Source organism: Pseudomonas sp. zbq_18 (assembly GCF_043102245.1).
Classification (GTDB): Bacteria; Pseudomonadota; Gammaproteobacteria; order Pseudomonadales; family Pseudomonadaceae; genus Aquipseudomonas.
Window position 1 is genome coordinate 59,144 of sequence record NZ_JBICIT010000006.1, and the last position, 18,100, is coordinate 77,243.

An 18,100-nucleotide genomic window follows, 5' to 3' on the forward strand; every position below is an offset into this window, starting at 1 on the left:
GGTGCGCTGGGCCTGCCCGAGATGCCTGGTTTGCCGCTAGCATGGGCAGAAAATTATCCGGAGCACCGATGCAATCCCACGCCACACTTTCCAGCTCCGTCTCGGTCGCCTACCTGCAGGGGCTGCTGGATTACCTGGAGCGCCAGGGTTTCGCCAGTGCCGAGTTGCTGGCCCAGGTGCAGCTGCAGCCTGGCATTCTGGCCCAGCGCGACCAGCGCATCGCGGTCAGTACCTACCTGCAATTGCTGGGGGAAGGGGTGCGCCTGACCGGCGACGACAACCTCGGCCTGCACCTGGGGGAGGCCATGCGGCCGGGCTACTACGGGGTGCTCGGCTACCTGATCATGAGTTGCGCGACGCTCGCCGACGCCCTGCATCGCCAGGCGCGCTATGCCGCCCTGGTGGGCAATCTGGGGCGCGTCGACCTCGACGAGGAGCCGCCCCGTGTCGGGCTGGAGCCTTTGGTTGCGCACACCTGGGAGCCGCTGGTGCGCGAGCAGCAGCGCCAGCATGCCGAGGAAACCCTGGCCGGCTGGCTGACCTTCGGTCGCTGGATCACCGGGCTGCAGATTCCGCCCACCGAGGTGCGGTTTCAGCATCCGGCGCCAGCGGACACATCCGAACACCAGCGCATCTTTGGCTGCCCGGTGCTGTTCGGTCAGGCCGACAACGCCCTGGTGTTCCCCAAGCGTCTGTTGAATGCGCCGCTGGGGCAGGCCGATGCCCAGCTGCGTCAGCTGCTTGATGCGCATGCCGACCGCCTGCTCGGCCAGCTCAACCAGGGCCACAGCGTACTTGATCGTGCCCGTCGCGAACTGGCGCGCCAGTTGCCGGAACAGGGTGCCGATCTGGAGCTGTTGGCGCAGAGCCTGCAGCTCAGTGCGCGCACCCTGCAGCGGCGTCTGCGCGAGGGCGGTCTGTCATTCAGTCAGCTGCTCGATGAGACCCGCGAGCAACTGGTACTGCATTACCTGCGCGACCCGGATCTGGAGCTGGCAGAAATCGCCTTTCTGGTCGGTTTCAGCGAGGCCGGTTCGCTGGCCCGCGCCTTTCGCCGCTGGACCGGGCAGAGCCCGGGCGCGTACCGGCAAAGTCTGCTAGATTCCGCCGCCCATTCATGAGGATTGCGCAATGAGTTTGAGCGAAGCCCGTTTTCACGATCTGGTTGATGCCGTGCAGCAGGCCGTGGAAGACATTTTCGATGACAGCGACCTGGACCTCGATCTGGAGAACAGCGCTGGCGTGCTCACCGTGCATTTCGAGAACGGCACCCAGCTGATCCTCAGTCGCCAGGAACCGCTGCGTCAGCTGTGGGTGGCAGCGCGTTCCGGCGGTTTTCACTTCGACTATGACGAAGAGCAGGAGCTGTGGATCTGCGATACCAGCGACGAGCCGTTGGGCGAGTTGCTGGCCCGTGTGACCCGTGAGCAGGCCGGTGAAGAGCTCGAATTCGACGAACTCTGAGGTCGTCGGCTCACCCTGTCGCCGCCAGTGTTGTCTGGACGCGCAGGACATCTGCCTGGGTTGCGGGCGCACGTTGAGCGAGATCCTGGAGTGGGGCAAGGCCGATGACACGCGTCGCCGGGCGATCTGCCAATCTGCTCAGCAGCGTTTGCGGCCGCCCTTGAACGGCTGACCGGGCGGTCTTGCTTATTGATGGGCTTGTGGTAGGGTCAGTTCAAAGCTGACCAATCGTTCAAAACCCCGCCTTCGGGCGGGGTTTTGCTTTATCTGGCCCCAAGGAGAGCATTCGCCACTATGAGCAGCACCCCCGCGATCACCATCACCCGCCTCGACCTGCAGCGCCTGGAGCGTCTGCTCGACAGTCTGGAGGACTTCGGCCCGACCGCCGCCGCTCTGGAAACAGAGCTGGCGCGTGCTGACGTGGTGGCGCATGCCCAGGTGCCGGCTGGCGTGGTGACCATGAATTCGCGGGTGCACTGCCGCGAGGAGGGCAGCGGCAAGGATTACCACCTGACCCTGGTGTTCCCCGAGGATGCCGGTGGCGAGGGCTGCGTTTCGGTCCTGGCACCGGTGGGCTGTGCTCTGCTCGGCCTTTCCGTGGGCCAGCAGATCGACTGGCCAGGGCCAGGCGGCAAGCCACTCAAGCTGACCCTGCTGGCGGTGGAGTACCAGCCAGAGGCGGCCGGCGCCTACCAGCAGTAACCGGCTGTCTGGAAGGTTGCCATTCGCAGGCGTGGAACTTCGTACGGCCTGGTGCGTCTGGACTAGAGTGTCTGAACTCACCGCCGGCAAGGAGGCCCGCCATGTCCAGCCTGCCCCTGTACTTCCCTCGGGGTTTCTCCCTGGAGCGTGCGCTGACCTGTGCGCGACTGGTCGCCCAGGCCTATGCACAGTACAGCCAGTGGCAGGCCCAGGGCAGTCCTCACCGGCCGCAGGACTTCACCTGGCAGGCGCCGCAGATGCCAGGCTGGCGCTTTTCCGCGCCGCTCTGGAGCATCCTCAGCGAGCTGCACTTTCTCAACGAGTCCGAGCCTTTCGGCTTCGCCGCCGCCAATGACCAGGGCGAGACCTACCTGGTGCTGCGCGGCACCGAGTCGGCTCAGGACTGGCTGGATGACCTCGATGCCGAGCAGAAGCCCTGGCCCTGGAGCGATGAACAGGGCCTACTGCATGCGGGTTTTCTCAAGCTCTATGGTTCATTGCGTGATCTGGCCCTGGCGTCCCTCGACAGCCTGCAGCCTCAGGGGCCGCTATGGGTCTGTGGGCATAGCCTGGGCTGCGCCCTGAGCAGCATGGCGGTGCTCGACATCCATGAGCGCTGGCCGGATCAGCCGCTGCAGCACTACAACTTCGCCAGCCCGCGCCTGGCTGCGCCGGGCTTTGCCGCTGCCTACAACGCCTTGAATGTGCCGACCTTTCGTGTGGTGAACGACAGCGACCTGGTGCCGGAAGTCCCGCCGGCAGATGCCGACGGGTTGCGCTATCAGCACCTGGGTCTGGCCGTGACCTTTACCGCCAGCTACGCCTCGATGACGGCCAATCACAGCCTGAACAACTGCTACCTGTACGCCTTGCAGAACCCGCAGGCGCCCATGCGCGGCTAGTCGCCACCCCCTCCGCCACAGCCACCGCCATCGCCGGAAGAGGCGTCGCCGCCGCAACCGCTGGCACAACCTGAGCCGCAGCCGACATGGCTGGCGCAGTAGATGTCGCCTTGGCGGTAGCTGCCCGGGTGGGCGCCGCAGTCCAGGCGATAGTGGAAGCCATCGGCAATGCCCAGCTCGCCATCCAGGGCGAACAGCAGCGGCAGGCGGGTCGGCTGATCCGGCCGAATGCCTTCGCGGATACAGGCCAGGCGCCAGGCTCGGCGGATGCCGGCGCTGGCCACTGCGGCGTTGGGCATGGCATCGCTGGGCGTGTGGTGGAGGAAGCGGCCCAGGCCCTTGCGGCAGAACTCGCCGTACTGGCGGGTGTAAAGGATGAACTCGTGCCAGGCCACATCCACGGCCTGGGAGGGCATGGCGACCATGCGCCTGCCGGCCATCCGGCACAGGCGGAAGTAGTCGCGCAGGCCCTGCAGCACCTGTTCCTGCTGCTGCGGCGTGAGGTGTGGGTAGGTTTCGGCGAGCTTCAGGCGCAGGCGTTCGGGGAAGCGATAGCCGTCGATGAACTGGCTGCGCCTGTTGTTGCGGCTGCGCCGCCAGTACCAGTGGCCGACAACGATGGCGCCACCGCCCAGAGCAATGCTGAGGAAGCTCATCACGGCATGTCCTCCAGGTTCAGGCCTGCTGCAGGGCGCTGTTCAGCGCCGCTTCCAGCTCGGCCTTGTAGCGCAGGTAGTGAATGCTCTGGGTATGGCCTTCGCCGAGCACGCGCGACAGGTCCAGGTCGGTGATATAGCAGGGATAGCGCTCGGCATCGCGGCGCTGGGCGAGGATATGCCGCGCCACTGCGCTGAACAGCCCGGCGCCGTACTCCAGCTCGGAAAACTCGCGGTGGTTGCAGTACAGACTGACATGTACGCGCTTGCCCTCGGCCGGCTCGACGATGGCCTGCACATCGTAGAAGGCATGGCTGGCCTGGGCCTGGGGCGGTACGCGGCGCTCCAGATGGCGGGCGCGCTGGTTGCCCGCCGGGAGAACTTCGTAATACAGCACCTCCAGCGCCAGGTTTGGCAGGCTGCTGTCCAGCGGCAGCAGGGCGTTGCGCCGGTACAGCAGCGACTGCAGGAAGCGCTGCAGTGGCGTCAGCAGGCTCTGCTCGTCGCGAAACGGCAGGTGCTGTCGCCACAGGGCGTTGTGTTCGTCCAGTACGCTGAGTTCGGCGTTGTCCTCGTTGATGCGATAGAACACCTGAATGCAGTCGGGGCGGCCCTGCGGCAGGATCAGCGCCAGGTCTTCGCCTTCCAGGGCGTGGCGGTCCAGGTGCAGTGGGCTGTAGTGCGGGTGCTCCGTGCCCAGGTGGGCGATCAGGCTGGGCAGATCCTGCAGGGCGGCATGGCTGACCTGGCCGGGCTGCAGTTCCAGCACGTGATAGTGCTGCTGCACCTGCAGCAGGTAGCGGCTGCGATTGTCACTGGTCAGGCTGGCCTGGGCGTCGTGGAACAGTTCTTCGACCCGCTGGGCGATGGCCTGGGCGCGGTTGCGGCAGAAGCAGCGCACGTTCAGCTTGGGCTGGCGCCCGTCCGGCAGGCTGTTGAGGTAGTCGCGCAGGCAATCGAGCAGGGCGTGGGGGCCGTCGTAGCGGCTGACCTGCAGCTCGTTCCAGCTGTTAAGGCTGACCTGGTCGAGGGTCAGCACCAGGTTTTCGCGCACCCCGGAGTAGCCCAGCGAGTCGGTGCGCCCGGTGGTGAGGTGTACGTTCAGCTGGCTGTGGGCCTTCAGCGGGTCGACGCCGACATTGACCAGCAACAGCACCTCGGCCGGTTCTGCCGCGCGCAGCAGCGCCTCTTCACTGACCGCCGGCAGGGGCAGCGGTACGCTCTGCTGCAGGCAGCCGAGCAGGTTGGACAGCTCGAATTCGGTAAGGTCGCTGCTGCCCGGATGCAGCGACAGGCGGGTGCTGGCGTCGATCACGCCGTTGCGGTGGCACCAGGCGAGCAGCTCGATCAGCTGGCGGGTACGCTTGAGCGGTGCGAAGTCGGGCCACTCCTGGCCGTTCAGGCTGCCGTGGTAGAGCGCCCACTGGGTCTCGCCATGTGCTTCGGGGCTGGGGCAGTGCACCAGGGTCAGGGTGTCTTCGGCCAGGTCCGGGGCGATGCCTGGGTTGATGAATTCGATCTTGCCCGCCTTGCGTTCGAACGCAGCGTATAGGCGCCGGCCGAGCACGCCGAGGTCGCGCCTGTTGAGCGGCATGCTGGTCTGTTCGCTGCGGGCGAACTGGGAGAGGAAGCGGTAGCTGTAGGTCAGCTCGTTGACCAGCGCGCGGCGCTCGGCGCTGACCTGGCGCACCTTCCACTGGCTGCGGCTGTCGAGCATGGCCAGCTCGCGCTGGCTCCAGCGCCACTCGCCGGTCAGGCGCTCGAACAACAGGCGCTGCCAGCTTTTGGCGCGCTGGCGCGGCGGCACGCTGAGCTTCTTGCCGACCTTGAGGTACAGGCAGCGGCGGATCAGCTCCAGGCGCTCGCGCTCGCCGCGGCCGGCCAGGTATTCCTCCAGGCGACGGTAGACCACGATATAGGGGTCGAGCTCGTCCAGGTCGAGACGGCCTTCGTACACCGCCTGCTTGAAGCGCAGGCTCAGGCATTCGACCTGCGGGTGCTCGCTGGCATAGACCTCGGTGAGCAGCAGCTTGAGCACCGACTTGTAGGGCGAGTCGATGCCCTTGAACAGCTGCCACATGCCGGCGCCGATAAATTCACCCGGTGGAATGCGCGCCAGGTGGCCGAGGTCGAGTACCTCGTCGGCGCGGACGAAGCGCTTGGACAGCAGGGTATGGGTGTAGCGCTGGTAGTTGGCTTCCTCGTACACCGGCACCAGCCACCACAGCGGCGTGCGTCCGCCGAGCCAGATCGCGGTGCGGTAGAACTCGTCGAGCAGCAGGTAGTGCTGGGTGGTGCCGCAGTCGTCGGAAGTCAGCTGCGCCTCGCGGTCGCCGGAGGTGAAGCGCGCCGGGTCGATCAGGAAGCAGTGCACCTCGGCGCCCTGGGTGGCGGCCCAGGCTTCCAGCAGGCTGCACTTGCGTTGTAGCTCGGCCACGGCGCTGCCGGGCAGGGCCGGATCATGGCAGACCCACAGGTCCATGTCGCTCTGCTCGGCCTGGGCCACGGTGCCCAGGCTGCCCATCAGGAACAGGCCGTGGATCGGCGCTGGCGGTTTGCTGCTGCCGGCGCGGCGGGACTTGTAGGCGAAGGAGCGGGTCAGGCGCTGGGCCTCGGCGAGGATCTCGTCGCTCGGCTCGAAGCCGGCCAGTCCGGCGGGGGTGGCCGCCGAGACATAACCCGGCAGCAGCGGATGATTGACGTGGAACAGCAGCGGCAGCAGCTTGAGCACCAGCTGCTGGCGGCTCGACAGCGCCTGGGTGGCCCGTTCGAGGCGCCCGCCGTTGACCTTGAGGAAACGCGCACGCAGCTGCGCCAGAACCTTGCGGTCGATGCCGTCGTCGATATTGGGGCGGATTTCCTGAATGCGCGTCATGTACAGCTCGAAGCCTGTTTGGAGCAAGCCTACCAGCGCCGGATGACGACTGGCAGTAGCGCTTGCCCCGTTTGTATCGACCACTGCAGGTCGCTTCTGCAGTGTATCGGCGCCCCTCGGCTGCGGCTGTAGGCGGTATCAGGCGGGTTGTGGGCAGAGGATGGTCAGCAGGGCCTGGGCGTGCTCGGCGGCATCGATCCCCAGGCTGGTCAGGTAGCCGCCGTCGGGGGCGGTCACCAGGCCTTTCTCGTGCAGGCGGGTGATGGCCATCTGTGCGCGGGAGGTGGCGTTGTTATGCACCTTGAGGCCTTCCTGGTGATTGTCCAGGTTGTACAGAGCGAGGATTTCCAGCTCGGCGATCAGGTTGGGGGTGTAGGCCATGACGAACTCCGCATTGTTGTTGTAGTCGGGCTGTTGCTCAGTGTAGTTCGCCAGGTTCAATGCACCTCGTTGCTGTGCTGCCAGATATCGAGAATCTGCTGGTAGCGGCCATTGGCGCGGATGGCGCGCATACCCTGGTCGAATTGCCGGGCCAGTTCGCGGGCCCACGGATGCTGACGAGAAAAACTGAGGAACAGCTGCGGTTGGTGGATCACCGCCACCGGCGTGAACTGCCCCGCCAGCTCCGGGTGCTCGCGAAATAGCGCGCGAGCCGTACCACGGTAGGCGATGGTGAAATCTACCCGGCCATGTTCGAGCATGCGGAAGCCGCTGAGGTCGCGGCGCACCTCGACACGCTTGAGCTGGGTGAAGCTGTCGAATTTCTGACCGTACTCATAGCCCAGGGTCACGGCCACCGAACGACCACTGAGCTGCTCCAGGTCTTTGACTGGGGTTGCCTGTTTCTTGCGGCTCCACAGCAGAATCTCGCCGCGGAACAGCGGCTCCTCGGGCAGCAGGAACTGCTCGGCGATGCGCGCGTCCGGCGAGGTGTTGAAGCAGGCGGGCAGGCGTCCCTGACGGACCAGTTCCATGCAGCGTACGTAGGGATATGGGCGCAGTTCGACCGGTACGCCGCTGGCGGCAAAGGCGGCACGGACGATATCCACCGACATGCCTTCGATGCGCCCATCGCGATAGGCGGTGAAGGGATACCAGTCATCCTCGGCGCCAATTTCCACGGCGCTTGCCGGAGCCAGGAACAGGCACAGTGCGAGGAAGGTCAGCAGCCGCCAGAGGTAGGCTGCAGTAGGGCGGGCCGGTACGTGCATAGCCTGCACGATAACAGGCTGTGCCTGGCGGCGGCTGATCTGGGTCAAGGCCCTCGGTCAGTCGTCTTCGGCTTGTTCAGGCAGCTCGGGCAGGGCACGCAACGCCTGCTCGTACCAGGCCGAGTCGAAGGGACGGTCGGCATCGAGCATGGCGTCGATCTCGTGGGCCAGCACCAGGGCCATCATTTCGAGGACTTCTTCGCGGGCGTAGCCGACCAGGGTCAACTTGTTGTACACGGCCTGGGCGGCCGGCGGGTTGCCGGTTTCCAGCTGGTTCTCGATGGCCTGGATCAGGGTGGCTTCGGCGAAGGCTTCTTCGTCGTTGTCGTCATGTTCGGTCATGGTGGTTCCTCGGGAGTTCGCGTGCAGTGTGCCATGCCGAGGCTGATCGGCGGCATTCGTTGGGGTGATAACGCTGTGTGTCGTGGCCCGGGGCAGCTATAACTGTGGCTTTCCTGCCTGGAGGTTCACATGCTCAAGCTTCATGGGTTTGCTGTCAGCAATTACTACAACATGGTGCATCTGGCGCTGCTGGAAAAGGGCCTGCCGTTCGAAACGGTGAAAGTCTATGGCTCCCAGGATGAGGCCTTCCTCGCCATCAGCCCGCGCGGCAAAGTCCCGGTGCTGCAGACCGAGCAGGGCTACATCAGTGAAACCAGTGTGATTCTGGAGTACCTGGAAACCTGCGGAGGTCGTCCGCTGCTGCCGGAAGATGCCTATGCCCGCGCTCAGGTCCTGAGCCTGGCTCGGGAGATCGAGCTGTATATCGAGTTGCCGGCGCGCAGCTGCTATCCGGAAGCGTTCTTCGGCATGCAGCTGGATGAGGTCATCAAGGACAAGGCGCGCCTCGAGTTGCAGGCCGGGATCGCCGCGCTCAAGCGCCATGGCCGTTTTGCGCCCTATGTGGCGGGCGAGCAGCTGAGCATTGCCGATCTGTATTTCCTTTACAGTATCGACCTGGCTGCCGTGGTGGCCAAGCGCGTACTGGGCTTCGACCTGCTGGCCGACTTCCCCGGTGCCCAGGCCTTGCTTGAACGCCTGCAGCAGAACCCGCATGTACAGGCCATTGCCGCTGAGAAGGACGCCGGCATGGCCGAGTTCATCGCCCATATCAGCCAGAAGCGCTGAGCCTTAGCTGGCGGCGAAGTCCAGCAGCGCCTGGCCGGTGAGACGGTAGGTGGTCCACTCGTCCTGCGGGCGGGCGCCGAAGGATTGGTAGAAGTCGATGGCCGGCTGGTTCCAGTCCAGCACCGACCATTCGAAACGCCCGCAGCCCCTGTCCACGGCAATCCGCGCCAGATGCTGCAGCAGCGCCTTGCCGGCGCCACAGCCGCGCGCCTCGGGGCTGACGTAGAGGTCTTCCAGATACAGGCCGTGCTTGCCCAGCCAGGTGGAGTAGTTGAAGAAGTACACGGCGTAGCCGATCGGCACGCCGTCCTGCTCGCAGATCAGCGCATGGCTGCTGCTGCCCTCGCCGAACAGGCTGTCACGCAGGCCGGCGGCGTCGGTCTTCACCTCGTGCTCGGCCTTTTCGTAGATCGCCAGGTCGATGATGAAACGCAGGATCAGCTCGGCGTCTTCGGGGTTGGCGGGGCGGATATGCAGGGGCATGGCAATACTCGTGGAAAAGGTTTAACCGTAGATGAGTGTCAGTGCGGCCAGTGGTAGTGCGACCAGGCAGAGTACGCCGAAGGCACCGATCCATCGACAGTGCGGTCCCAGGGGATCACTCACGCGTAAAGGCAGTTTTGGGTAGCGCCCCAGGGTTAGCAAACGCAGCAGTAGCCAGCCTGCGCTGTAGAAGATGTAGCCGAAGACGAACTCCACAATGGCCTCGCCCAGAAAGAGCAGGCCGCGTAATAAGAGCTCTAGCATGGGGGCTTCCTTTCCCAAATATGGCGGTGATTGCCGCTGGGACGGACCATGTAGGTTGGGTCGGGCCGCGTAGGTTGAGCGCAGCGAAGCCCAACAAGCGGGCGCTCGGGTAGCTCTGGCGTTGGGCTTCGGCGCTTCGCGCCTCAGCCTGCGCGGCCCGACCCAACCTACGAGGGCGGCAGTTAGCGCTTGGCCAACAATTCCTTGCCGCGCACGACCGCAGCGCGCACCTGGTTCGGCGCGGTGCCGCCGATGTGGTCGCGGGCGCCGACCGAACCTTCCAGGGTCAGCACGGCGAACACGTCGTCGCCGATCTGGTCGCTGAACTGGCGCAGCTCGTCGAGGCTCATCTCGGCCAGGTCCTTGCCGGTCTGTACGCCGTATTTCACCGCGTGGCCGACGATCTCGTGGCAGTCACGGAAGGGCAGGCCTTTGCGTACCAGATAGTCGGCCAGGTCGGTGGCGGTGGAGAAGCCGCGCAGCGCCGCTTCGCGCATCATGTCCTTCTTCGGCTTGATCGCCGGCACCATGTCGGCGAAGGCGCGCAGGCTGTCACGCAGGGTGTCGGCGGCGTCGAACAGCGGTTCCTTGTCTTCCTGGTTGTCCTTGTTGTAGGCCAGCGGCTGGCCCTTCATCAGGGTCAGCAGGCCGGTCAGGGCGCCGAACACGCGGCCGGATTTGCCGCGTACCAGCTCCGGCACGTCCGGGTTCTTCTTCTGCGGCATGATCGAGGAGCCGGTGCAGAAGCGATCCGGCAGGTCGATGAACTGAAACTGCGCCGACGTCCACAGCACCAACTCTTCGGAGAAACGCGACAGGTGCATCATCGCCAGCGAGGCGGCGGCGCAGAATTCGATGGCGAAGTCGCGATCCGACACGCCGTCCAGCGAGTTGCCGCCGATGGCCTCGAAGCCGAGCAGCTGGCAGGTGATCTCGCGCTGGATCGGGTAGGTGGTGCCGGCCAGGGCGGCCGAGCCCAGCGGCATGCGGTTGGTGCGTTTGCGGCAGTCGACCAGGCGCTCGTAGTCACGGCTGAGCATCTCGAACCAGGCCAGCAGATGGTGGCCAAAGGTCACCGGCTGGGCGGTCTGCAGGTGGGTGAAGCCGGGCATGATGGTGTCGGCCTCACGCTCGGCCAGGCCCAGCAGGCCCTGCTGCAGGCGGGTGATCTCGGCGAGGATGATGTCGATCTCGTCGCGCAGCCACAGACGGATGTCGGTGGCCACCTGGTCGTTGCGGCTACGGCCGGTGTGCAGTTTCTTGCCGGTCACGCCGATGCGGTCGGTCAGGCGCGCCTCAATGTTCATGTGCACGTCTTCCAGGTCGACGCGCCAGTCGAACTGGCCGGCCTCGATCTCGGCCTGGATCTGCTTGAGGCCATCGATGATAGCGTCGCGCTCGGCGGCACTGAGTACGCCGGCCTGCTCCAGCATGGTGGCGTGGGCGATGGAGCCCATGATGTCGTGGCGGTACAGACGCTTGTCGAAATCGACGGAGGCGGTGAAGCGGGCGACGAAGGCGTCGACGGGCTCGCTGAAGCGGCCGCCCCAGGACTGGTTGGTTTTTTCGCTGCTCATGGCTGGACTCGCGGGCAGGGCAGGCACGGCGGGCGCCTGCGAAACGGACAAAGTGCGCCGATAATAACAGCCTTGCCGGGAATTCCGAGGCTGTGCCCATCTGTTGGCCCCGTCACAATTTTGTGCAGGCGGATGCATTTGGGGTTCTCTTTTAGCCCGGCCGGAGTGCTCTGGCTTGCTGCCCGGGTGGCACACAAGGAAACTGCGCGGATGAAAATCCACTGGTTCAACAAGGGGCGTAGCGTTGCCCCGGATGATGACTTCTTCCTGCCGGAACTGTGCGAGCCCGAGGCGCTGCTCAGCCTGGTACTGCTGGCCGAGTTGCTGGTGCTGGTACTGGTGCTGTCCGAGCCGATGCTGCCCGGCTTCAACTGGGTGCGCCTGGCGCTGACCTCGCTGTTCGTGCAGTGGATCGTGCTGCTCTCCGCCGCTCTGCTGTGCCGCCTGCGCCCGCTGCTGGCGCGCTTGCGCGCCTCCCTGGCGGGCTTGTTGTGTTGCGCCCTGGTGATCGGCCTGACGCTGGGGTGCACGCGGGTGGCCGACTATTTCGAATTGGGCGGGCCGTTGCCGCGTGATGGCGAGGTCAACCTGTACCTGCGCCACGCCCTGATCAGTCTGATCATGTCGGCGCTGCTGTTGCGTTATTTCTATCTGCAGAGCCAATGGCGCCGCCAGCAGCAGGCGGAGCTGCGTGCGCGCATCGAGTCGCTGCAGGCGCGGATCCGCCCGCACTTTCTGTTCAACAGCCTGAACAGCATCGCCAGTCTGGTAGCGGTCGACCCGTACAAGGCCGAGCAGGCCGTGCTCGATCTGTCCGATCTGTTCCGCGCCAGCCTGGCCAAGCCCGGCAGCCTGGTACCCTGGGCCGATGAGCTGGCGCTGGCGAAACGATATTTGTCGATCGAGCACTATCGGCTCGGTGAGCGGCTACAGTTGGAGTGGCAGGTAGAAAATGTGCCGGCGGATTTACCGATTCCTCAGCTGACCTTGCAGCCGCTGCTGGAGAATGCCCTGATCTACGGCATCCAGCCGCGTATCGAGGGCGGACTGGTGCGAGTTGAGGCGGACTATCGGGATGGGGTGTTCCAGTTGTGCGTCAGCAATCCCTTCCAGGAAAGCGCCGAACCGCAGGAGTCACGGGGGACTCACCAGGCATTGAGCAATATAGACGCGCGTCTGGCGGCACTTTTCGGCCCCGGCGCCAGTCTCAGCGTGGACCGCCGTGACGGACGCCACTACACCTGTCTACGCTATCCTTGTTCGAGACTCACGCAGGAAGCCCGAGCAATATGAATGTGCTGATCGTCGATGACGAACCTCTTGCCCGCGAGCGCCTGGCCCGCATGGTCGGCGACCTCGATGGGTATCGCGTGCTCGAGCCTGCTGCCAGCAATGGCGAGGAGGCTCTGGCGCTGATCGAAAGCCTGCGGCCGGATGTGGTGCTGCTGGATATCCGTATGCCTGGCCTGGACGGCCTGCAGGTTGCCGCCAAACTGTGCGAGCGCGAGGCGCCGCCGGCGGTGATCTTCTGCACGGCCCATGATGAGTTCGCCCTGGAAGCCTTCGACGTCAGCGCCGTCGGTTATCTGGTCAAACCGGTGCGTCCCGAGTCCCTGGCGGCGGCATTGAAAAAGGCCGAGCGGCCCAATCGTGTGCAGCTCGCCGCGCTCACCCGCCCGGCTGCCGCCGGTAATGGTGCCGGTCCGCGCAGCCACATCAGCGCACGTACCCGCAAAGGTATCGAGCTGATCCCGCTGGAGCAGGTGATCTTCTTTATCGCCGATCACAAGTACGTGACCCTGCGTCATGAAGGCGGCGAAGTGTTGCTCGACGAGCCGCTCAAGGCGCTGGAGGATGAATTCGGCGAGCGCTTCGTGCGCATCCACCGCAACGCTCTGGTTGCCCGCGAGCGTATCGAGCGTCTGCAGCGCACGCCGCTGGGGCACTTCCAGCTCTATCTCAAGGGTTTGGGGGGCGATGCCCTGACCGTCAGCCGGCGCCATGTGGCCGGAGTGCGCAAGCTGATGCACAACCTCTGAGCCGGTAGCGCGACGCCCTGCGGCGTTAGCGTCTGCCGGCTTGCGCCGGCCATCCTGTTATCATCCCCGGCAGTTCTTCTTCTGGAATTGCCCATGTCCCGCGAAATCCGCATTGCCACCCGTAAGAGCGCCCTGGCCCTGTGGCAGGCCGAGTACGTCAAAGCCCGCCTGGAACAGGCCCATCCTGGTCTGACGGTCAGCCTGGTGCCGATGGTCAGCCGTGGCGACAAGCTGCTCGACGCGCCGCTGGCGAAGATTGGCGGCAAGGGCTTGTTCGTTAAAGAGTTGGAAACCGCTCTGCTGGAGAACGAGGCCGACATCGCCGTGCACTCGATGAAGGACGTGCCGATGGATTTCCCCGCAGGGCTCGGCCTGTTCTGCATCTGCGAGCGCGAAGATCCGCGCGACGCCTTCGTCTCCAATACCTATGACAGTCTCGATGCCTTGCCCGCCGGCAGCGTGGTCGGTACCTCCAGCCTGCGCCGTCAGGCCCAGTTGCTGGCGCGCCGCCCGGACCTGAAGATCCAGTTTCTGCGCGGCAACGTGAATACGCGCCTGGCCAAGCTGGACGCCGGCGAGTACGACGCCATCATCCTTGCCGCCGCCGGCCTGATCCGCCTCGGTTTCGAGGCGCGCATTCGCAGCTCGATCAGCGTTGACGACAGCCTGCCAGCGGGTGGCCAGGGCGCGGTGGGCATCGAGTGTCGCAGTGCCGATGCCGAGATCCATGCCCTGCTGGCGCCGCTGCACCATGCCGAGACGGCGGCCCGTGTTACCGCCGAGCGTGCGCTGAACAAGCACCTCAACGGTGGCTGCCAGGTACCTATTGCCTGCTACGCCCTGCGCGAAGGCGAGCAGCTGTGGCTGCGCGGCCTGGTCGGCCAGCCCGATGGCAGCCTGCTGCTGCGTGCCGAAGGCCGCGGTAGCGATGCCGAGGCACTCGGCGTGCAGGTGGCCGAGCAGCTGCTGGCCCAGGGCGCGGCCGCGATTCTCGATGCCGTCTATGGCGGGGCCGATCCGGCGTGACCGGCTGGCGCCTGCTGCTGACCCGGCCGGCGGCCGAGAGCGCGGCACTGGCCGAAACCTTGGCTGCGGCTGGCGTGTTCAGCCGCAGCCTGCCGCTGCTGGCCACCGAAGCTCTTGAGGAAACACCCGAGCAGCGCGCCATGCTGCTCAACCTGACGAGCTACAGCGCAGTGATCGTGGTGAGCAAGCCGGCCGCTCGACATGCCCTGCAGCGCCTGGCGCTGGCAGAGGTGACACCGCCAGCGGGGCAGCTCTGGTTCACTGTGGGTGGTGCGACGGCGCAGCTCCTCGCGCCCTACCTGCAGGCCCTGGGCCTGGACGTCGCTTACCCGCCGGCAGGCGACGACAGCGAAGCGCTACTGGCGCTGCCGCAGCTGGCCGGCGTCTTGGCGCAACCCGCGCCACGGGTGCTGATCATGCGTGGCGAGGGCGGTCGCGAGCTGTTAGCCGAGACGCTGCGCGCCCACGGCGCCGTGGTCGACTATCTGGAGCTTTACCGGCGGGTGATGCCGGCCCATGCCCCCGGTGCCCTGACGCAGCTCATTCAGGCGGAACGGCTGAACGCCGTGCTGGTCAGTAGCGGGCAGGGGCTGGCCAATCTGCGCGAGCTGGCGGGTGCTGCCTGGCCGCAGCTGAGTCGGCTACCCTTGTTGGTGCCCAGTGTGCGCGTCGCCGAGCAGGCACGCCTGGCTGGGGCACAGCAGATTATTGATTGTCGCGGCGCCAATGCTGCGGCTGTTCTGGCGGCGCTGCACAGCCATGCGGCGCCGAGTCTCTGAAACAAAGGAAGGACACGTGAGCGAAACAGCCCCGCAGATCAGCGATCAGACTCCGCAGGCCAAACCCGAGCAGCCGTCGCGGCCGGTCGCGGCCAAGTCCAAGGGCAGCGGCCCGGCCTGGTTGGCCCTGCTGCTGGCGCTGGCCGCGCTGGGGGCGGGAGGCTGGAGCAGCTGGCAGCTCTATCAGCAACGCGAGCAGGCTCAGCAGCAGTTGGCGCAGATGGCCCAGGCTGCCGCCGCGGCGCGTGAGGAGTTGCAACAGAGCAAGAACGCCATCAATCAGCGCCTGCAGGGCTTGCCTACGGCCAATGCCATCGCCGAACAGCACGACCTGCTGGTGAGCCTGCAGGGCGAGCAGCAGCGCCTGGCCCAGAGCCTTGCCGGCCTGCTTGGCAAGAGTCGCGAGGACTGGCGCCTGGCCGAGGCCGAGCACCTGCTGCGCCTGGCCATGCTGCGGATTTCCGCACTGCAGGACGTGGACAGCGCCATCGCGCTGGTGCAAGGCGCCGACGATATCCTGCGTGCGCAGAACGATCCGCAGGCCTTCGCTGCCCGTGGTGAGCTGATCAAGGTTCTGGAGGCCCTGCGCAGCTTGCCGCAGGTCGACCGCAGCGGCTTGTTCCTGCAATTGGCGGCTCTGCGCGGGCAACTCGATCAGTTGCAGATGCTAACGCCCGAATACATCCTGCCGGCTGATGCACCCAGCATTGCCAGCGCCAGCGATGGCAGCCGCTGGGATGAGCTGTGGCAGCAGCTGTCGCGCTATGTGCGCCTCGACCTGCATGCCGATCAGGATGTCCGCCCGCTACTGGCCGGGCAGAGCCTGGCACAGGTGCGCCTGACCCTGGCGCTGGCCCTGGAACAGGCCCAGTGGGGTGCACTCAATGGTGAAGCGGAGGTCTATCGTCAGGCCCTGGCGGCGGCGAGCGATGTACTGGAGACCTATTTCGATCGCGACAATCAGGCCGTGCAGCGCATGCAGGCGCGCATTGGTGAGCTGAGCGGCCAGTCGGTGGTGGCTGGCATGCCCCCGCTGGATGAGGCGCTGCGCAGCGTGCAGGCCTACCTCAAGCAGCGCGAAAACAGTGAGCGCCTGCCGCCAGTAGCCGAGGAGGGCGACCAATGATCCGGGTCGTGCTGTCGCTGGTGGCAGTGGTGGTGGTTGCCACGCTGCTCGGTCTGGCGATTCAGGCGCACAGCGGCTATGTGCTGATCGCCTGGAAAGGGCTGCGCTACGAGTCCAGCCTGTGGGTGTTTGTGTTGTTGATCGCGCTGCTGTGGCTGGCCGTGCGTCTGCTGCGCTGGCTGTGGCGAGGCATGCGCTTTTCCGGGGGTGTGCTCAATCCCTGGTCGCGGCGTAACCATGGCAAGCGCGCGCAACTGGCCGCCGACAAAGGGCTGCTGGATCTGCTCGAAGGCCGCTGGGATCGCGCTGTGCGCCATCTGCAGCGCGCTGCCGAAGGCGAGCGGCAGCCGCTGATGCATTACCTGGGGGCGGCTCGTGCTGCGCACAAGCTGGGGCAGTACGAAGAGAGCGAAGCGTTGCTCGAGCGCGCCCTGCAGCGCCAGCCGCAGGCCGAGCTGGCTATCGCCCTGACGCATGCCGATCTGCAGAAGAGCCGTGGCGACCTGGATGGCGCGCTGACCACCTTGCAGGCCATGCGCGAGCGTCATCCACAGCACCGCCAGGTACTGCGTCAGCTGTACCAGCTGCGCTTGGTCCGTGCGGAGTGGGCGGAGCTGGTGCAGTTACTGCCGGAGCTGCGCAAGGCCAAGGTGCTCGAAGGCGAAGAGCTGAGCGCGCTGGAGCTGCAGGTCTGGTCTGCGCGCCTGCAGGCTGCCGGTGAGCAGGGGCTTGACCAGGGTGAGGCAGCCCTGCAGCCGCTGACGGCGACCTGGCAGCAGTTGTCCGCCAGTCAGCGGCAGTCCGCCGAGCTGATCGCGGTCTATGCCGAGCAGCTGATGGCCTTGGGCGCCCCGGAAGAAGCCGAGGAAGTACTGCGCAAGGCGCTCAAGCGAGGCTATGACCCGCGCCTGATCCGTCTCTATGGTCTGCTCCGTGGGCGTGACCCGGCGCGCCAGCTGCAAGTGGCCGAGGAGCTGCTCAAGCAGCACCCGCAGGATGCCATGTTGCTGCTTAGCCTTGGGCGCCTGTGCCTGATCAATGGGTTGTGGGGCAAGGCCCGTGAGTACTTCGAGATCAGTCTGGAGTTCGAGCGCAGTGCTGAGGCCTGCGCTGAGCTGGCCCGTCTGCTGGCCAGCCAGGGTGAGGTCGAGCGTAGTAACCAATTGCTGTACGAGGTGTTGGTGCAGCAGGGGCAGCGCTTGCCGAGCCTGCCGCAACCTGCCGTATGAGGCGACCTGCGGCAGCCTGTCTCTGACCGGCTGCCGCGCGGCGCCTTGAAAGGCCGCTCAGCTTTCCTCTACCGTAGGCGCCTTTCTCGCCCCCGCAACGGAGTTCTCATGGCGCTGGCCAATCCGCGTTCGCTGTTCCTGCTCGCTTTTCTAGGCTGCCTGGCTCTGATGGGCGGTGCGCTGTATCTGGAACATGGGGTGGGGCTGAGTCCCTGTCCGCTGTGCATAGTGCAGCGGGTTTTTGTCATCCTCTTCGGCCTGGTCTGTCTGGTCGCTGCCCTCCACGCACCGCAGCGTACCGGGCGGCGTGTCTACAGCGTGCTGGCCTTGTTGTTCGCCATCGGTGGTGGCGCCACCGCGGCGCGCCAGGTCTGGCTGCAGAGCGTGCCCCCCGAGCAGCTGGAAGCCTGTCTACCGAGCCTGGAATTCATGATGGAAGCCCTGCCGCTGCAGGACATCGTCAGCCTGGTATTCCATGGCACCGCCGATTGCGCGGAAGTCACCTGGACCCTGTTCGGCCTCAGTCTGCCAGAGTGGAGCCTGCTGGCTTTCGTCGGCATGGGGCTGTTCGCGCTATTCCAGTTGCTGCGCCGGCGCTGATTGCGGTGTGACACTTTTCCCGATCAGCATGACTTGATG

At 65.7% G+C, this 18,100-nt stretch carries 21 protein-coding genes; 13 read left to right on the forward strand and 8 right to left on the reverse strand.

Features of this window, described 5'->3' with window-relative positions; genetic code table 11:
* Window positions 1-68 precede the first annotated feature (68 nt).
* The 5 genes from ACF8C6_RS04740 (at window position 69) to ACF8C6_RS04760 (ending at window position 3,068) form a co-directional block, all read left to right on the forward strand.
* Entirely contained in the window at window positions 69-1,121 is a 1,053-nt protein-coding gene (locus ACF8C6_RS04740) for an AraC family transcriptional regulator (RefSeq protein ID WP_392498232.1), read from the forward strand.
* Window positions 1,122-1,131: 10 nt separating this feature from the next.
* On the forward strand, window positions 1,132-1,464 hold the full coding sequence (gene cyaY, locus ACF8C6_RS04745; RefSeq protein ID WP_392498233.1) for an iron donor protein CyaY: 333 nt from the start codon (window positions 1,132-1,134) through the stop codon (window positions 1,462-1,464).
* Window positions 1,436-1,636: a DUF1289 domain-containing protein gene (locus tag ACF8C6_RS04750; protein ID WP_392498234.1), complete on the forward strand. Its 201-nt coding sequence runs from the start codon at window positions 1,436-1,438 to the stop codon at window positions 1,634-1,636. Before cyaY ends, ACF8C6_RS04750 begins: the two co-directional genes overlap by 29 nt.
* 122 nt (window positions 1,637-1,758) lie before the next feature.
* Window positions 1,759-2,166 carry a nucleoside diphosphate kinase regulator gene (rnk, locus tag ACF8C6_RS04755; RefSeq protein WP_277688096.1) on the forward strand — a complete coding sequence of 136 codons (408 nt, stop codon included), beginning with the start codon at window positions 1,759-1,761 and terminating at the stop codon, window positions 2,164-2,166.
* Window positions 2,167-2,267: 101 nt separating this feature from the next.
* Window positions 2,268-3,068, forward strand: coding sequence for a lipase family protein (locus tag ACF8C6_RS04760; protein WP_392498235.1), 801 nt, complete (start codon window positions 2,268-2,270; stop codon window positions 3,066-3,068).
* Here the strand turns inward: ACF8C6_RS04760 and ACF8C6_RS04765 are convergent.
* The 5 genes from ACF8C6_RS04765 to ACF8C6_RS04785 form a co-directional block, all read right to left on the reverse strand.
* Window positions 3,065-3,724 (reverse strand): glycine-rich domain-containing protein, encoded by a 660-nt coding sequence (locus ACF8C6_RS04765; RefSeq protein ID WP_392498236.1) that lies wholly within the window; start codon window positions 3,722-3,724, stop codon window positions 3,065-3,067. The genes ACF8C6_RS04760 and ACF8C6_RS04765 overlap by 4 nt on opposite strands.
* 19 nt (window positions 3,725-3,743) lie before the next feature.
* Entirely contained in the window at window positions 3,744-6,599 is a 2,856-nt protein-coding gene (locus ACF8C6_RS04770) for a class I adenylate cyclase (RefSeq protein WP_392498237.1), read from the reverse strand.
* Between the two features lie 138 nt (window positions 6,600-6,737).
* Window positions 6,738-6,980, reverse strand: coding sequence for a TIGR02647 family protein (locus ACF8C6_RS04775; RefSeq protein WP_277688368.1), 243 nt, complete (start codon window positions 6,978-6,980; stop codon window positions 6,738-6,740).
* Window positions 6,981-7,036: 56 nt separating this feature from the next.
* The gene (locus ACF8C6_RS04780) at window positions 7,037-7,858 is read right to left on the reverse strand and encodes a substrate-binding periplasmic protein (RefSeq protein ID WP_392498238.1); all 822 of its coding nucleotides are present in this window, start codon (window positions 7,856-7,858) and stop codon (window positions 7,037-7,039) included.
* A 9-nt stretch (window positions 7,859-7,867) separates the two neighbouring features.
* Window positions 7,868-8,152 carry a hypothetical protein gene (locus tag ACF8C6_RS04785; protein ID WP_392498239.1) on the reverse strand — a complete coding sequence of 95 codons (285 nt, stop codon included), beginning with the start codon at window positions 8,150-8,152 and terminating at the stop codon, window positions 7,868-7,870.
* Between the two features lie 129 nt (window positions 8,153-8,281).
* Between ACF8C6_RS04785 and ACF8C6_RS04790 the strand changes: the two genes are divergently transcribed.
* Entirely contained in the window at window positions 8,282-8,938 is a 657-nt protein-coding gene (locus ACF8C6_RS04790) for a glutathione S-transferase family protein (RefSeq protein ID WP_392498241.1), read from the forward strand.
* A gap of 3 nt (window positions 8,939-8,941) precedes the next feature.
* Here the strand turns inward: ACF8C6_RS04790 and ACF8C6_RS04795 are convergent, their stop codons facing one another.
* From ACF8C6_RS04795 to argH, 3 genes are all read right to left on the reverse strand, one after another.
* Window positions 8,942-9,421, reverse strand: coding sequence for a GNAT family N-acetyltransferase (locus tag ACF8C6_RS04795; protein WP_392498242.1), 480 nt, complete (start codon window positions 9,419-9,421; stop codon window positions 8,942-8,944).
* 21 nt (window positions 9,422-9,442) lie between these two features.
* Window positions 9,443-9,685 carry a hypothetical protein gene (locus ACF8C6_RS04800; RefSeq protein WP_392498243.1) on the reverse strand — a complete coding sequence of 81 codons (243 nt, stop codon included), beginning with the start codon at window positions 9,683-9,685 and terminating at the stop codon, window positions 9,443-9,445.
* A gap of 182 nt (window positions 9,686-9,867) precedes the next feature.
* Complete coding sequence (argH, locus tag ACF8C6_RS04805; protein WP_392498245.1) at window positions 9,868-11,262, reverse strand: argininosuccinate lyase; 1,395 nt, start codon at window positions 11,260-11,262, stop codon at window positions 9,868-9,870.
* Between the two features lie 210 nt (window positions 11,263-11,472).
* Here argH and ACF8C6_RS04810 point away from each other — a divergent pair, with 210 nt between their 5' ends.
* From ACF8C6_RS04810 to ACF8C6_RS04840, 7 genes are all read left to right on the forward strand, one after another.
* On the forward strand, window positions 11,473-12,555 hold the full coding sequence (locus tag ACF8C6_RS04810) for a sensor histidine kinase (RefSeq protein ID WP_277688105.1): 1,083 nt from the start codon (window positions 11,473-11,475) through the stop codon (window positions 12,553-12,555).
* Window positions 12,552-13,301 (forward strand): LytTR family DNA-binding domain-containing protein, encoded by a 750-nt coding sequence (locus ACF8C6_RS04815; protein WP_277688106.1) that lies wholly within the window; start codon window positions 12,552-12,554, stop codon window positions 13,299-13,301. Before ACF8C6_RS04810 ends, ACF8C6_RS04815 begins: the two co-directional genes overlap by 4 nt.
* Window positions 13,302-13,394: 93 nt before the next feature.
* A complete protein-coding gene (gene hemC, locus ACF8C6_RS04820) occupies window positions 13,395-14,327 on the forward strand; it encodes a hydroxymethylbilane synthase (RefSeq protein ID WP_392498247.1) in 933 nt (310 codons plus the stop codon).
* The gene (locus ACF8C6_RS04825; RefSeq protein WP_392498248.1) at window positions 14,324-15,106 is read left to right on the forward strand and encodes a uroporphyrinogen-III synthase; all 783 of its coding nucleotides are present in this window, start codon (window positions 14,324-14,326) and stop codon (window positions 15,104-15,106) included. Before hemC ends, ACF8C6_RS04825 begins: the two co-directional genes overlap by 4 nt.
* Window positions 15,107-15,122: 16 nt before the next feature.
* Window positions 15,123-16,232, forward strand: coding sequence for a uroporphyrinogen-III C-methyltransferase (locus ACF8C6_RS04830; protein ID WP_392498250.1), 1,110 nt, complete (start codon window positions 15,123-15,125; stop codon window positions 16,230-16,232).
* Window positions 16,229-17,461, forward strand: coding sequence for a heme biosynthesis HemY N-terminal domain-containing protein (locus ACF8C6_RS04835; RefSeq protein ID WP_392498251.1), 1,233 nt, complete (start codon window positions 16,229-16,231; stop codon window positions 17,459-17,461). Before ACF8C6_RS04830 ends, ACF8C6_RS04835 begins: the two co-directional genes overlap by 4 nt.
* A 108-nt stretch (window positions 17,462-17,569) precedes the next feature.
* Window positions 17,570-18,061, forward strand: a complete 492-nt coding sequence (locus ACF8C6_RS04840) for a disulfide bond formation protein B (RefSeq protein ID WP_392498252.1) — start codon at window positions 17,570-17,572, stop codon at window positions 18,059-18,061.
* Window positions 18,062-18,100: the final 39 nt, after the last annotated feature.